Below are 14,064 nucleotides of genomic sequence, written 5' to 3' on the forward strand. Positions count from 1 at the left end.
CAGAAACCGGCACTCGATGTACTGATGGACACAGCAGGTGAAGTCGCCACTGCGTGTGACCACTTCAGCACCGCAGTGACCAGGGTTCGGTCCGTGATCGAAGATGTCTATATCGAATCAGGGAAGAAGACATTCGAGGTCAACGACTTCTTCGACCTCCTGTCCTTGGGGGGCGGTCCGGCCGAATACGCCGCGGAATTCATCGCAAACCTCGACACGGGCCGCTTGAATCACGGCGTGGACGTATACAACGAGTCGGTTCAGGCGTTGGCGGACAACCTGTCGAAGCTCTTGGGGCCTCTGGAAGAAGCTCATACAAGCATCCCGACATACGCCGCGCAGGAGGCGCGCGCGGAAGCATTCGGGGCTCGGTCACTCAATGAGTTCAAGGAAAAATATCACTACACAGTTCCAGGCGAGGATCCCAAAGACCATTTCTACCCCCTGGACTTGACCGGCCAGGAAGGCATCCACGGCAGCCACGGCGTCGATAAGCACATTGGCCTCACGGACGGGCAACTGGCCCAGCGCATGCGCGACCAGAGCAATGCCCCCTCGGCTTCCGCATACAAAGATCTCGCATCTGCCCAACGATTCACCCAGGCGGCACTTGACGACATCGACAACGCGGATCGGGTTGAAAAGTGGATTGAAAAGGTTGAAAAGAAGAGCAAGAACAACCCCAACTGGGATCCGAGTGGATCCAAGTTGAGCCCCGCCCTTACTCTCACATTCAACGAAACAACCGGGCGCACTGTAACCCGTGACGACTATGATGCCCAAGGAATGAATGCAGCAGCAAGCAACGTCAGTTCAGTTCAAGTTGCCCTGAGATACAAACCAGGAATCGACCCGCCGTTCGTTGTCGTAACATCCTACCCGGTCCCCGATCCACCTCCGTAGGAGACAGAATGAGGTCTCTGTGAAGTCGCACACTGCATCACTTTTCAACGCCGGCCCAGTAAAAAGGATTCTGGACCTTGCGGTGAAGGCTCAGGAGTCATCTGGAACCATCGTCCTGGAGGACGAACTGCGACGTTTCATTCGAGCTGTCGAGAATGACAGCTCGGCCCAATGGGCGTGTCCAATCCACACGGCAACGGCCCTACTGGACCTGGCCGGTGACACTATCGACTCCGGTGCCATCGAATCAATGCCGCCAGATTTTCAAACAACGATTTCCCGCGCTGCCGAAGGAATGGACTGCGGCGAGTATCTCCACACCTTGGCAGGCGTGATCAGGCTTCTGGACAAAGAGGGGGCACCTGACTATACAGAACTCCCCATGTCACGATGGGAGATGAGAGTCAGGTTTCCAGGACTCAAGGGGTTCGGCGTAAATTGGATCTACGATGGCGACTATTCTTCATTGGCAGAGTCGACGGCGGCGGCAATTGCCTCCGAACATCCTCTGTGCAATGAATTCCTGTCGTCTCTCGCAGCAGAGGCCCAGGCCGCCCTTGCGCTCTTCCCGAACCCCCGTTCCATGCAGCTCGCTCTGGCACGCGAGATCGAATGGGTCTCCAGCTCATCACTGCGTGAACTTGTCAACAGAATCAACGCGCACATGCTTGAGGAGCACGGGCACTGCCCTTGAACTGTTCTGCAGGAACAGTCATCCGGCACACCTACTTGTTATGCAGAACCAGGAACAATGCATGGACCCGCCCATATGAATTCATCTCACCGGAGAGCAGCTTCCATTCACTCGTCGACCTGTCGTAGATTGTTGACGTGCCGCTACTGAACAGAACAGCCACCTATCCCGACCGGGAGACCGCCCAGCAGGTGGTGACCCACAATGAACAGATCATCCACCGATGGCTGGCGCAGGGCACACGGCAGCGGCTCACCATCGAGGCCTCTTGGCCCTCCCGCTCCGAGCCGGTCGGCCGGGTGCTGCTGCAAGCGATGATGCTGGCGGCGCGGGGATCCCTGGATGCTCGCGCCGCCCGCGTGATCCTCAGACGGGAGCCTGCGAGCCCGCACGGCTTCGTCGTACACGCCACCTTTCCGATCTACCTCTAAGGCTGTGCACCGTGTCGATGAAGCCGCTCGAATTTGATCGTCTCTACGGTGAGCTGGATCAGGTGCTCCGCGCCTACGTGGGTCAGTCCGCAGACGACAGGGCGGACGAGCCGAGCGACGCCCTGCTCGCGTACATGCGCCACACCTGGCACACCCGCCCCTGGGCCCTGTCGATCGCTGAGCTCCAACTGCGTTCCTACGCCCGGAATCCTCCCGGTCGCCTGCGCTTGCGCCTCGGCGAGTTCTATCCGGTGCCGGATGTCGGGCTCGCGGAGCCCGACATCCAGGACTGGCTCCTGCTTCTCGCGGACCACCTCAAGCAGAGTGTCGAGTCAGGGGACGTCCCGCCCACAACGGAGCCACAAACTCATTGGGAGTGGCACGCACGCTTCCCCGAGCTCGCACAGTTCCTCGGTGGCTGGTTCTCACAGGACATGCCCGACGAGTTCGCCGAGCACGAGGCAGCGGTGCGGGACTACGCCACCACGACGGATCCGCATCTGGTTGCCCGCGCGGTCGGAGAGCTCCACGAATTGCTCACGCTCGGCCTCAACGAGGCGGATTACGCGCTCGCGGTAGCGGAATTGGGCATGGAAGTGGATCCGCCGACGCCGTATTCGGCCAGTGGATGGCTTGCCATGGTTGCAGACCGTCTGAGCGGGTTCCGGGCGGAGTGCGGACCGCAGGGCGGGACTCGATAGCCGTGTGGATGGGACAGAGAGCCCGGTAGAAGGAGAGATCTCCCAGTAGCCCGCCAGGGACGGGCGGGCTCACCGGTTGCACCCGCGCGACACGGGCAGGACGGGGTCGGTACCTGCTGGCCGGACCGTGTTCCCGTCAAGGTCCGGCGCGGCAGAATGCGGCCACTCGGTCGGGTGGGGCAGATCGGCCCCTCGGTGACAGCGAGGGGCAGCTGCCCCGACCGGAAACTCACACAGGGCGTCCGCCGCAGCCTTTGCCTGCACGACCATTCCTGACGGGCCGTCAGTTCAGTAACCTGACAGTGTGTCAGCTTCGCGCTGGCCGAGCACGATCACCCGACGGACCTCTAGCAGGAGTGGGCGGAACGATGCTTGGATCGACTCACGGCACCCTCACCACCGACTTCCGCGCCAGGGTGGTGGCCTGCGGCGAGGAGCCGCACGCCATCGTCCACAGCATGGCGGCCGCCGCCGCGGAGGGCGATCTCGATGTCAGCGGCCGCCCGCTGCACACGCCGGTGCCGGATCTGGACCGGTTCTTCCGGCCCGAGTCCGTCGCCGTCATCGGCGCGTCCGACACCGAGGGGCGGCCCAATACCGGGATCACCCGACAGCTGATCGGCTGGGCCGAGCGCGTCGGGGCGCGGCTGTATCCCGTGCATCCCAGCCGGGAGTCCGTGTTCGGGCGGCCCTGTGTCCCTTCCGTCGCAGACCTGCCGGAGCAGGTCGATCTGGCTGTGCTGCTGGTCGGTGATCCGCTCCCTGTCATCGAGGAACTCGCACAGGCCAAGGTGAAGTTCGCCGTCGCCTTCGCCTCCGGGTTCGCCGAGACCGGCGAGGAGGGAGCCGCCGCCCAGGCGCGACTGGCCGCGGCGGTGGAACGGTCCGGGCTGCGGCTGCTCGGGCCGAACACCAACCTCAACGCCTTCGAGAGGTTCCGGGACGACCTCGACGGGCCGGCCATCGCGCTGATCACCCAGTCCGGTCACCAGGGCCGCCCCGTCTACACCCTTCAGGAGCTGGGCGTACGGCTCTCGCACTGGGCGCCCACGGGCAACGAGGCCGATCTGGAGACCGCCGATTTCATCTCGTACTTCTCGCAGCGCCCCGAGGTCGGGGCCATCGCCTGCTACGTCGAGGGGCTCAAGGACGGGCGCTCCTTCCTGCTGGCCGCGGACCGGGCGGCACGGGCCGGTGTTCCAGTGGTGGCGGTCAAGGTGGGGCGTACGGAGACGGGGGCCAGGATGGCCGCGTCACACACCGGCAAGCTGACCGGCGCCGACCAGGTGGTGGACGCGGCGATGCGGCAGTTCGGCGTGATCCGGGTGGACGGGCTCGACGAGCTCCAGGACACCGCGGCCCTGCTGGCCCGCGCGCGGAAGCCGCAGGCCGAGGGGGTCGTCGTGTATTCGATCTCGGGCGGCACGGGCGCGCACTTCTCGGACCTGGCGACCGGCGCGGGACTGGAGATCCCCACCCTGTCCGAGGCGAAGCAGCGGGAGCTGCACGAGTGGATCCCCGGCTATCTGAACGTGGCGAACCCGGTCGACAACGGCGGCCACCCGGTCGGCGACTGGCGCGGCCGGAAGATCATCGACGCGATCCTCGCCGACCCCGACGTCGGGGTCCTGATCTGTCCGATCACCGGCCCCTTCCCTCCGATGAGCGACAAACTCGCGCAGGACCTGGTGGACGCGGCGGAGGCCACGGACAAGCTGGTGTGCGTGGTGTGGGGTTCGCCCGTCGGTACGGAGGAGGCGTACCGCACGACGCTGCTGGGCTCGTCCCGCGTCGCCACCTTCCGTACCTTCGGCAACTGCATCACCGCCGTGAAGGCATATCTGGACCACCACCGGTTCACCGCCTCCTACCGCTCCCCCTTCGACGAGGCGCCGCGCACGCCGTCGCCCTCGTTCCGCAAGGCACAGGCGCTGATGCGCCCGGGACACCAGCTGAGCGAGCACGCGGCGAAGCAGTTGCTGCGGGCGTACGGAATCCGCGTTCCGCGCGAGCAGCTGGTGACCAGCGCCGCCGCGTCCGTCCGGGCGGCGGGACTGGTCGGCTACCCGGTCGTCATGAAGGCGTCGGGCGCCCGGCTCGCCCACAAGACCGAGCTGGGCCTGGTCAAGGTCGGGCTCACCTCCGCCAGCCAGGTGCGCGACGCGTACCGGGAACTGACCGACATCGCGCGGTACGAGGGCATCGAGCTGGACGGCATCCTGGTCTGCCAGATGGTCGAGCGGGGCGTCGAGATGATGGTCGGGGTCACGCAGGACGCGTTGTTCGGGCCGACGGTGACGGTCGGACTCGGTGGCGTGCTGGTCGAGGTGCTGCACGACGCGGCGGTTCGCGTACCGCCGTTCGGCGAGGACCAGGCGCGGTCGATGCTCGGCGAACTGCGTGGCCGGGCCCTGCTGGAGGGCGTACGCGGCGGCCCGCCGGTGGACGTGGACGCGCTCGTCGAGGTCGTGCTGCGGGTGCAGCGGATGGCGCTGGAACTGGGCGACGACCTCGCCGAGCTGGACATCAACCCGCTGATGGTGCTGGGGCGGGGGCAGGGCGCGGTGGCGCTGGACGCGCTGGCCGTCTGCCGCTGACCGGTCACCCCGTCGACCGCCTCGATGGCCACGCCACCGGCCACACCACTCACCCAGGAGCTGCCTCATGCCGTCCTCCCCCGAAGACACCGCCGAGTCCGTCGAACCGCTTGATTCATTGGTACTCCACGCCACTGACAACGGCGTCTCCTGGATCACGCTCAACCGTCCCGAGGCGATGAACGCCGTCACCCGGGACCAGCGGGAACGCGTCATCGCTCTGCTCACCGAGGCCTCCGCCGACCCGGCCGTCCGGGCCGTCGTCCTCACCGCCACCGGCCGCGGCTTCTGCGCGGGCGCCGACCTGCGCGGCGCCCCGGCGACGGGCGACCGGGTGCCGGGCGATGTCGCCCGCACCATCCGGCTCGGCGCCCAGCGTCTGATCGCCGCGGTCCTGGACTGCGAGAAGCCGGTGATCGCGGCCGTCAACGGCACGGCGGCCGGCATCGGTGCGCACCTCGCTTTCGCCTGCGATCTGGTGCTGGCCGCCGATTCGGCGAAGTTCATCGAGGTGTTCGTACGCCGTGGCCTCGTACCCGACGGTGGCGGCGCGTACCTGCTGCCGCGCCTGATCGGACCGCAGCGCGCCAAGGAGCTGATGTTCTTCGGCGACTCGCTCCCGGCGGCGGCGGCGGAACGGCTGGGTCTGGTCAACCGGGTCGTCCCGGACGAGGAGTTGACGGCGACCGCCCGCGCGTGGGCGCAGCGGCTGGCCGAGGGGCCTACCCGGGCGATCGCCCTCACCAAGCAGCTGGTGAACGCATCGCTGGACGCCGACCGGACGACGGCCTTCGCGGCGGAGGCGAATGCCCAGGAGATCAATATGACGACGCAGGACGCCAACGAGGGGGTGGCGAGCTTCGTGGAGCGGCGCACGCCGAAGTACCGGGGGCTGTGACCCCGATGCCGCTCACACCGTCCTCCCCTGCCGCGGGGTGCCACTGCCCGTGGTCCGTGGTCACGGGGCTCCTGCCGTGCTGTGCGGCCGGGACCCGCCGGTTGACGTGGGCCACCGGCGGGTCCCGGCCACAACCTGCCTACTCCTCGGCGAAGACATCCTCGACCGACGCGGCGCCGGGAGCACGCAGAAGCCAACGACTCAGAACATCGAGATCGGTACAGCCCAAGATGCGCTCACGCGCCTCGTCAGGCACATCCACACCCGACTGCTCAAGGAAGAGCAAGATGCCCCGCGCAATGCCCTCTGCGCGGCCCTCTGCACGGCCCTCCGTGCGGCCCTCTGCACGGCCCTCGTCCCGGATTTCCTCCGACATGAAGGACTTGTAAAAGGAAAGGTCCACGGCCACCAGGTTCCTCCACTGTTGTGCGGCCGGGCGGTTGCCCAAGCCTTGTGCGGTGAGTTCGACGATGGGATTGGCGATGGTTTCCGGTACGTCCCGCAGAGCGGTAGACAGCGATTTCAGTATGGCACCGATGTCCGGATCGCCTGCGTGTGTGATCGCCGCCAGCATGGTCAGCGCCAGGTCCTTGCGGGCCTCCGCCACCTCCGTGATCACCGGCATGTTGTGCGGGCCCGCGACGAGGGCCTGCAGGGTGAGCGCGGGCGATTGCGGGTGGCCCGCACGGAACGGGCGTGCTGCCCATTCGGCGGTCGCTCTGTCCTGGCAGACGACCAGCAGCATGGGAGGCAGCTTGTACTTCGCTTGAAGGTACGACAGGTAGTACATCCAGCTCGCGGGCTTGTCCGGGTCCTTCTTGCCCTGGGCCTCGATCGCGAGGAGGTACGACTGGTCGTCCTCCATGTCGATGCGCAGCAGGGTGTCGACACGGCGTTCGAGGGGCCTGTTCTCGGTGAGGTCCGTGGGCATGACGGTGGCCGAGGAAAGAAACGGAAGGCAGTCGCCACGGGCATCGCTCACCTCGATCCGCAGCAGCGCGCCGCCGTCGTGAACCGTGAGGCCCAGCCGGAAGTCCCGCCCCGGAACCCGGCCGTGGAACACGGCGTTGGCCGCCAGCTCGGCAACGATCTGCGCGGCCGGCTCCGACGGGATCCCCCACTCGCCCAGATGCGCGGTGGCGAGCAGCCGGGCGAGCCTGGCTCCCCGGCGGGTGGGCGAGAGCAGAACGCTGAACGCACGGCTGGGGGCGGGGGGTTGAGAGAGGGTGATTTCTTGATTCACGTCACTCAGCGTGGCGGGCAACACCTACGCTGACCAGTGATCAAACGGATGCGTACGGTGACTGTCCGGTGCTTGTCCGGCGCTGTCCGGGCTGTCCGGAGCAGGCGTGCGGGTAGGTGGTGCCGCGATCGTGACGGCACGTCGGAGGTGGCGCGGATGCGGGTGGATGCGAACGGTGTGGAACGGCCCGGGGCGAGACGGACGAGCCCGGTTGGGAGGTCGACCCGGACGACGAGTCGGGAGCGGCCGTTGTCGCCACGGTGGGGCGGCAGTTGAGGCTGCGCCGGGAGGCGGCCGGCATGCGGGCGGCCGAGTTCGGCGTGGCGATCGGGTACGGGGAGGACCAGGTCTACAAAGTCGAGGCCGGGAAGCGGATTCCGCGCCCGGAGTTTCTGGACAGGGCGGACGAGGTGCTGGGCGCGGGCGGGCTGATCACCGCGATGAAGAAGGACGTGGCGGAGGTCCGGTACCCGAAGAAGATCCGGGACTTGGCGCGGATGGAGGCACGGGCGGTCGAGCTGCTGTCGTACGGCGACCACAACCTGCACGGTCTCCTGCAGACGGAGGAGCACGCTCGGGCGTTGCTCGGGACGCGTCGACCTGCGTACTCCCAGGATGAGCTGGAACGCATGGTGGCTGCTCGTACGGCTCGGCGTTCCATCTTCGACCGGTCACCGGCACCGGATCTCAGTTTTGTCCTGGAAGAAGTGACGCTGCGCCGCCCGATCGGAGGGACAATGGTGCGACGCCAGCAGCTTGAACACCTGCTAGAGGTGGGGCAGATGCGGAACGTCGAGATTCAGGTGATGCCGACCGACCGCTGGGACCATCCGGGAACTGGCGGAAAGATCCAGGTGCTGAAGTTCAGCGACGGTTCGGGGGTAGGGCGTACTGACGGCGTGCACGGCGGGCGTCCGGTCCGCGATCCGCGACAGCTCAGAGTCCTTGAGCTGCGGTATGGCATCATCCGGGCCGAGGCTCTCACTCCACGGGAGTCGCTGGCCTTCATCGAGCAAGCGCTGGGAGAGACATGATTCGCAAGACCTCTGCCGAGGATGCTCCCGAACTGAAGTGGTTCAAGAGCAGCTACAGCGACAGCAGCGACGGCAACGACTGCGTCGAGGTCGCCACCCCACCCGGCACGGTCCACGTCCGTGACTCGAAGAAGGCGCAGGGCCCCCGGTTCGCCGTAACCCCAGAGGCATGGGCGGACTTCGTCGCATACGCCGCCGGGCGCTGACCGCCGACACTCGCTCTGAGCCCGGCCCGGCTCGGGCGGGTTCGGGGCCCCTCACCGCCTGAGCGTGTACCAGTCCGGTGAGTCCGGATCGCCGTACTCCCGGTTGAGTTCGGGGCGATCCGGCGTGCCGCTGATGCTCCAGCCGTCGGCGTCGCCGCCGAAGGAGCAGCCCTCGATGTCGAGCCGCACGCTCTGGCTCCAGGTGGTGTTCTCTCCGGGATCGTAGGACCACGTACCCCGCCCCGAGCAGCGGTACTTCCCGGCTTGCGACACAGCACCGTGCTCGGCCGCGGAGTCGTGATCCGTCAGCGCGTCGGCGCGCGCCATGCCGTCGGCGGCCAGCCGCAGCGTGCCGCCCTCTCCATCGGTCCAGGTCCCGGCCAACCGAGCGGCGTCGACCCTCGGCGGGCGGTACTCCGTGACCAGCCCGGTGGCGAACACGGCCGCACCGGCTCCGAACACGGCCACGGCCGCGAGCACGCCGTAGCCCAGGATGCGCCGGAGCCGGCCCCCGTGCAGCGCGGCGTCCCGGGCCAGGAGGGCCGCCCCCGTCAGCGTCACCGCCCCGGTGAACCAGCACAGGACCAGGGGACCGGCGCCCGGATGCCGGACGAGGCCGAGGGCCGCCACGCCCGCGGTCACCAGCACCGCGGCGACGACCGGCACCCACCACCACACGTCGCGGCCGGTGAACCGGGCGCTCGCCCAACGGGCCGCGGACGCCGTGGGCAGCACCGCGAGCAGACTCGCCATCAGCGCGAACGGACCGCCGAAGCAAGCGAGGAACGGCGTGAGGAGCAGGGTCGTCCCGGGCCCGTCCGGTGGGGCGGGCGCCTGAGCGGCAAGTTCCGCGAACCCCGCGACCTCGACGCCGAGCACGGCCCCCATGAACAGCGCACCCGCGCCCGCCAGGATCGACCGTCCGGTCCACAGCTCCAGCAGCCCGAGGGGCGCCTCGGCACCCCCGGGCATCGTCTGCGCGTCTCCTGCGGCAGGTATCGGCATGTGGTTCCCCTCCCCGCGCGTATCCTCCCGCACCGGGAGGGTCCGCCTCTGCCCGGCTCCGGGGGGCCGGGTCCATCCACCGGCAGGGCTCGCAGGGGTTCCTATCTGACGTATCGTCAGTTTCAATGGGGAGCGTGATGGGACACGCAGGCATGGCCGCCACCGCCGTCCGGTACCTCAGGTCCGTCGGCGCCTCCACCACTGCGGGGACGGCGCCGGTCGATCCACTGCCACGCCCGGATCTCCGGGCCGTCGCCGACGGTGAGCGACCGCCCGTCGACCCGGCCGAATTCCGAGGCGTACTGGGCCACTTCGCCAGCGGGGTCACCGTCGTCACCGCGCACGACCCGGACGACGAGGCGGGTCCGGCGGGCTTCGCCTGCCAGTCGTTCGCGTCGCTCTCGCTCGACCCGCCGCTGGTCACGTTCATGGTCGCCCGTACGTCGACGACCTGGCCGCGCATCGCCCGCGCCGGGGCCTTCTGCGTCAACATCCTCGGCGCGGAACAGGGTGCGCTGTGCCGGAGCTTCGCGGTCAGCGGGGCCGACAAGTTCGCGGGGGTGCCGTACGAGCCGGCCCCCGCGACCGGGTCGCCGCTGCTGGACTCCGTACCGGCCTGGATCGACTGCCGCATCCACGCCGTCCACACCGGCGGCGACCATCTGATCGTGGTCGGCCGGGTGGAGGCGCTGGGGGCGGTGGACGGGGGCGATCCGCTGCTGTTCCACCGGGGGAGGTTCGGGCGGTTCAGCGAGTGAGCGGGTCGCCGCCCGCCATCGCCTGAGGTCACCCGACAGGCGCTGAGACCGGCCGGCGCCGTCAGCCGAGTCCCGCGGCGGCACCCGACGGCTCCCGGACCCGCCGGATCACCAGCGCCATCAGCGCCGCCGTCGCGCACAGCGCCCCCGAGGCGTACCAGACCACGTCGTACGAGCCGAACACGTCGCGCGCCACACCGCCCAGGAACGCCACCAGGGCCGCACCCACCTGGTGGGAGGCGAGGACCCAGCCGAAGACGATGGCGCTGTCCTCGCCGTACTGCTCGCGGCACAGGGCCAGCGTCGGCGGGACGGTGGCGACCCAGTCCAGACCGTAGAAGACGATGAAGAACACCATCGGCGGATGCACCGTCGGCGCCATCAGTATCGGCAGGAAGAGCAGCGATACGCCACGCAGCGCGTAGTAGACGGCGAGGAGGCGGCGGGCGTCGAAGCGGTCGGTGAGCCAGCCGGAGAAGACCGTGCCGATGATGTCGAAGACCCCGATGACGGCGAGCAGCGAGGCCGCGGCGGTGATGGGCATGCCGTGGTCGTGGGCCGACGGCACGAAGTGGGTCCGGATCAGGCCGTTGGTCGAGGCGCCGCAGATCGCGAACGTGCCCGCGAGCAGCCAGAACGGTCCTGTGCGCGCCGCGTCGGCCAGTACGCGTACGGTCCGCCTCGCCGCACCGCGTGCGGGTGCGGGCTTGGCCACGTAGGTGCCGCCGTACGGGGCGAGGCCCACATCGGCCGGGTGGTCGCGCAGCAGGAGCCAGACGAACGGGACCACGACCAGCGCGGCGAGCGCCACGGTCACCGACGCCGGACGCCAGCCGTGCTCCGCGACGATCCAGGCGCACAGCGGCAGGAAGACCAGTTGTCCGGAGGCGGCGGCCGCGGTGAGGACGCCGGTGACCAGGCCGCGCCGGGCGACGAACCAGCGGTTGGTGACCGTGGCCGAGAAGGCCGGCGCCATCGACCCGGTGCCGAGGCCGACGAGCAGCCCCCAATAGATCATCAGCTGCCAGGAAGCCGTCATCCAGACACTGGCCAACGCCCCGGCCGCCACCGCGCCGAGCGCGACGACGACGACCCGGCGGATGCCGAACCGGTCCATCAGCGCGGCGGCGAACGGCGCGGCGAGCCCGTACAGCGCCATGTCGATGGAGACCGCGAGTCCGATCTCGCCGCGCGACCAGCCGAATTCCGTGTGGAGCGGGTCGATGAGGAGGCCGGGCAGGGAGTTGAACGCGGCGCCGCCGACGATCGTCACGAAGGTGACGACGGCGACGGGCCAGGCGCGGTGAACGCGCAGGCGGGAGCGCCGGCCGGGGGCGACGGGGGTGGCCTGCCGGTCGTCGTCCCGGGCGGCGCTTTCGGTTGTCTGGGTCACGTCACTCAGCATCCGGTCCACGTTCCGGTGCGGACGAGTGGCCGGAGGGACACCGTTCGAAGAGATCGGGCCAACAGGGACCGACGTCTTCCGGCCCGGCGGTGCTCGAAGACGCGTACGATCACCTGTCGTTCGGCGGCCCGTGCACCGCGCCTTCGTCGCCAACCGAACCGGGGGATCTCATGCAGTGGGCAGCACGCCAGCAGTTCCACCACCGCTCCGCGCTGATGCAGGCCTGGGGCGCCGTGCTGCTGGTCGTCGCCTGCGTCCTGTGGATCCGGCTGGGCTTCCTGCTGGCGGAACAGTGGGACGCGTACTGCTACCGCGTCTCGCAGTGCGAGGCGGTCACCGGGGTGCCGAAGCAGCTCACCATCCTCGGGATCTCCGCCCTCCTGTCCGTCCTCGGCACGGCACTGCTCGTCGCGGGCAGTGTGCGCAGGCAGACCAGCGCCCATGTCTTCGAGGTCATCGAGATGCAGAAGTCCGAGGAGCGCGAGCGGGCGAAGCAGCAGAAGTGAGCGGGGCCAGCACCGCCCAGGCGAACCCCGCCCCCACCGCGTACCAGAACAGATCGGGGGCGTTGAAGGTCGAGCCGAGCACCAGCCGCGCAACCGCGCTGTGGCGGGAGAGTTCCGCGGGCAGCCCGGTCAGCTGCAGCAGCTCGACCGACCAGCTGAACAGGAGCGCCGCTCCGGCCTTGACGACCGGCCGGGCGCGGGGCGCGGCCACGGCGGCCAGGAAGCAGATCAGCACGGTGTAGAGCGCGTCCCCGGCGTACTTGGCGATGTCGCCGTCCGCGAACGCCCTGACGCCCAGCCCGGCGACGACGGTCAGCACCGCGGCCCCGGCCGCGACCGCGCGTGTCCATGACGCTGTCCGCGCCACCCGGGGCGCCGCCCCCTCCGGCCCGCCCCCGTTCACGCGATCCGCTCCAGCCGCCGGATCGGCCGGGCCACCAGCAGTACCGCCACCACCGCCATGTTGATCACCGCTCCGGCCAGCAGCACCTCGGGAGCGCCCACCCGGTCCGCGACCGGCCCTGCCAGCGCCCGGCCCGCCGCCAGCATCAGCAGGGAGCCCGCCACGTCGTACGCGTGCAGACGGTTCAGCGCCTCGGGCGGCACATGGGTCTGGACCGTCGTCGACCACATCACCAGCCAGAACGCGAACGCCGCACCGGCCACGAACTGCCCCGTCCCGAGCGCGGCCACCGGCATGCCCAGGCCGAGCACCACCAGGTTCACGCAGACCGCGGTCAGCGCGACGGCTCCGGCCGCGAGCGGGCGGCGCGGGCGCAGCCGCAGGGCGAGCAGCCCGCCGACGACGCTGCCGGCGCCGTTCACCGCCATCATCACGCCGTACGTCCCCGAGCCGTGCGCCTCGGTGACCTGGACCGCGGTCAGCGGCAGCATCGGGCCGAGCACCGCGAAGCCGTACACCGTCCAGATAGCGATCACCCCCCACAGCCAGCTTCGGGCCCGGAACTCCCGCCATCCGTCGGCCAGTTCGGCGACGAACGTACCGCGGTGCACCTCGTCCGCCGGGGCCGGGGCGAGCCGCAGCAGAAAGAGGCAGAGGCCGGAGACCAGGAACGTCGACGCGTTCGCCGCGTAGACGGCGCCGGCACTGGCGAACCCGACGAGCATGCCCGCGAAGGCCGGGCCCGCCATGGTCATGAGCGCCTCGGAGACCCGGAGCACCGCGTTGGCACGCTGCACGTCCGGGGCGACCCGGGGCACGGTCGAGGCGACGCCCGGCTGGAAGAGCGCTGCGCCCACGCCGGCCACCGCGCTCAGTGCGTACACCGCCCACAGCGGCGGGTTGCCGACGGCGAAGGAGACCGCCAGTACGGAGGCCCCGACCAGCCGCAGCGCATCGGCGATGATCATCATCCGGCGAGGGGTGAACCGGTCCGCCAGTACGCCGCCGAAGAGCACGAAGACCGCCAGCGGCCCCATCCAGGCCGCCAGCGCGAACCCCACCGACGAGTGCGGCCGGCCGGCTCCCAGCAGGCCCGCGGTGAGCGCCACCGGGATCATGCCGTCACCGAAGAGCGCGGCGGTACGGGCCACGAAGAAGAGCCGGAAGTTACGGTTCCAGAGCTCGGCGGGCCGGATGTCCCCCAGGCCCGCACTCAGGCCCGCATCGAGGTCACCGCCCAGCGGCTCCCCACTCGAAGAGCCGGGCAAAAGGGGCGACGG

At 69.2% G+C, this 14,064-nt stretch carries 15 protein-coding genes; 10 read left to right on the forward strand and 5 right to left on the reverse strand.

Annotated features, from left to right (window positions below; all coding sequences use genetic code 11):
- Positions 1–93 precede the first annotated feature (93 nt).
- The 6 genes from ACIOHC_RS07970 (at position 94) to ACIOHC_RS07995 (ending at position 6,224) form a co-directional block, all read left to right on the forward strand.
- Positions 94–903 (forward strand): RNase A-like domain-containing protein, encoded by an 810-nt coding sequence (locus tag ACIOHC_RS07970; RefSeq protein WP_365691130.1) that lies wholly within the window; start codon positions 94–96, stop codon positions 901–903.
- Between the two features lie 19 nt (positions 904–922).
- Positions 923–1,597, forward strand: a complete 675-nt coding sequence (locus ACIOHC_RS07975; RefSeq protein WP_389636496.1) for a hypothetical protein — start codon at positions 923–925, stop codon at positions 1,595–1,597.
- A 137-nt stretch (positions 1,598–1,734) separates the two neighbouring features.
- Positions 1,735–2,028 (forward strand): RNase A-like domain-containing protein, encoded by a 294-nt coding sequence (locus ACIOHC_RS07980; RefSeq protein WP_365691133.1) that lies wholly within the window; start codon positions 1,735–1,737, stop codon positions 2,026–2,028.
- 11 nt (positions 2,029–2,039) lie between these two features.
- On the forward strand, positions 2,040–2,729 hold the full coding sequence (locus tag ACIOHC_RS07985; RefSeq protein ID WP_351072523.1) for a contact-dependent growth inhibition system immunity protein: 690 nt from the start codon (positions 2,040–2,042) through the stop codon (positions 2,727–2,729).
- Positions 2,730–3,097: 368 nt separating this feature from the next.
- Positions 3,098–5,326 carry an acetate--CoA ligase family protein gene (locus ACIOHC_RS07990; RefSeq protein WP_401841936.1) on the forward strand — a complete coding sequence of 743 codons (2,229 nt, stop codon included), beginning with the start codon at positions 3,098–3,100 and terminating at the stop codon, positions 5,324–5,326.
- A 67-nt stretch (positions 5,327–5,393) separates the two neighbouring features.
- A complete protein-coding gene (locus ACIOHC_RS07995) occupies positions 5,394–6,224 on the forward strand; it encodes an enoyl-CoA hydratase-related protein (RefSeq protein ID WP_351072519.1) in 831 nt (276 codons plus the stop codon).
- Between the two features lie 139 nt (positions 6,225–6,363).
- On the opposite strand, the gene ACIOHC_RS08000 is transcribed toward ACIOHC_RS07995, so the two are convergent.
- Positions 6,364–7,221, reverse strand: a complete 858-nt coding sequence (locus ACIOHC_RS08000; protein ID WP_365691185.1) for a hypothetical protein — start codon at positions 7,219–7,221, stop codon at positions 6,364–6,366.
- A gap of 518 nt (positions 7,222–7,739) precedes the next feature.
- On the opposite strand from ACIOHC_RS08000, the gene ACIOHC_RS08005 reads away from it, so the two are divergent.
- Positions 7,740–8,501, forward strand: coding sequence for a helix-turn-helix transcriptional regulator (locus ACIOHC_RS08005; RefSeq protein WP_401841938.1), 762 nt, complete (start codon positions 7,740–7,742; stop codon positions 8,499–8,501).
- Positions 8,498–8,707 carry a DUF397 domain-containing protein gene (locus ACIOHC_RS08010; protein WP_351072510.1) on the forward strand — a complete coding sequence of 70 codons (210 nt, stop codon included), beginning with the start codon at positions 8,498–8,500 and terminating at the stop codon, positions 8,705–8,707. Before ACIOHC_RS08005 ends, ACIOHC_RS08010 begins: the two co-directional genes overlap by 4 nt.
- Positions 8,708–8,758: 51 nt before the next feature.
- Here ACIOHC_RS08010 and ACIOHC_RS08015 read toward each other — a convergent pair whose 3' ends face one another.
- Positions 8,759–9,712, reverse strand: a complete 954-nt coding sequence (locus ACIOHC_RS08015) for a hypothetical protein (protein WP_351072508.1) — start codon at positions 9,710–9,712, stop codon at positions 8,759–8,761.
- Between the two features lie 152 nt (positions 9,713–9,864).
- Between ACIOHC_RS08015 and ACIOHC_RS08020 the strand changes: the two genes are divergently transcribed.
- Positions 9,865–10,470: a flavin reductase family protein gene (locus ACIOHC_RS08020; protein ID WP_351072824.1), complete on the forward strand. Its 606-nt coding sequence runs from the start codon at positions 9,865–9,867 to the stop codon at positions 10,468–10,470.
- Between the two features lie 61 nt (positions 10,471–10,531).
- Here the strand turns inward: ACIOHC_RS08020 and ACIOHC_RS08025 are convergent, their stop codons facing one another.
- Positions 10,532–11,875, reverse strand: a complete 1,344-nt coding sequence (locus ACIOHC_RS08025) for an MFS transporter (protein WP_351072506.1) — start codon at positions 11,873–11,875, stop codon at positions 10,532–10,534.
- Between the two features lie 170 nt (positions 11,876–12,045).
- Here ACIOHC_RS08025 and ACIOHC_RS08030 point away from each other — a divergent pair, with 170 nt between their 5' ends.
- A complete protein-coding gene (locus ACIOHC_RS08030; RefSeq protein ID WP_351072504.1) occupies positions 12,046–12,381 on the forward strand; it encodes a hypothetical protein in 336 nt (111 codons plus the stop codon).
- Here the strand turns inward: ACIOHC_RS08030 and ACIOHC_RS08035 are convergent.
- Positions 12,329–12,784 carry a DUF2809 domain-containing protein gene (locus ACIOHC_RS08035; RefSeq protein WP_365691139.1) on the reverse strand — a complete coding sequence of 152 codons (456 nt, stop codon included), beginning with the start codon at positions 12,782–12,784 and terminating at the stop codon, positions 12,329–12,331. The two genes, ACIOHC_RS08030 and ACIOHC_RS08035, sit on opposite strands and share 53 nt — an antisense overlap.
- On the reverse strand, positions 12,781–14,025 hold the full coding sequence (locus ACIOHC_RS08040; RefSeq protein WP_351072822.1) for an MFS transporter: 1,245 nt from the start codon (positions 14,023–14,025) through the stop codon (positions 12,781–12,783). Before ACIOHC_RS08040 ends, ACIOHC_RS08035 begins: the two co-directional genes overlap by 4 nt.
- Positions 14,026–14,064: the final 39 nt, after the last annotated feature.

The organism is Streptomyces sp. NPDC088252, assembly GCF_044740965.1.
Lineage (GTDB): Bacteria > Actinomycetota > Actinomycetes > Streptomycetales > Streptomycetaceae > Streptomyces.

What these genes read in the sequence shown, in the direction of transcription:
- ACIOHC_RS07990 (WP_401841936.1), top strand. Translation starts at nt 3,098, where the DNA reads ATGCTTGGATCGACTCACGGCACCCTCACCACCGACTTCCGCGCCAGG.
- ACIOHC_RS07995 (WP_351072519.1), top strand. Translation starts at nt 5,394, where the DNA reads ATGCCGTCCTCCCCCGAAGACACCGCCGAGTCCGTCGAACCGCTTGAT.
- ACIOHC_RS08010 (WP_351072510.1), top strand. Translation starts at nt 8,498, where the DNA reads ATGATTCGCAAGACCTCTGCCGAGGATGCTCCCGAACTGAAGTGGTTC.
- ACIOHC_RS08015 (WP_351072508.1), bottom strand. Translation starts at nt 9,712, where the DNA reads ATGCCGATACCTGCCGCAGGAGACGCGCAGACGATGCCCGGGGGTGCC.
- ACIOHC_RS08020 (WP_351072824.1), top strand. Translation starts at nt 9,865, where the DNA reads ATGGCCGCCACCGCCGTCCGGTACCTCAGGTCCGTCGGCGCCTCCACC.
- ACIOHC_RS08025 (WP_351072506.1), bottom strand. Translation starts at nt 11,875, where the DNA reads ATGCTGAGTGACGTGACCCAGACAACCGAAAGCGCCGCCCGGGACGAC.
- ACIOHC_RS08030 (WP_351072504.1), top strand. Translation starts at nt 12,046, where the DNA reads ATGCAGTGGGCAGCACGCCAGCAGTTCCACCACCGCTCCGCGCTGATG.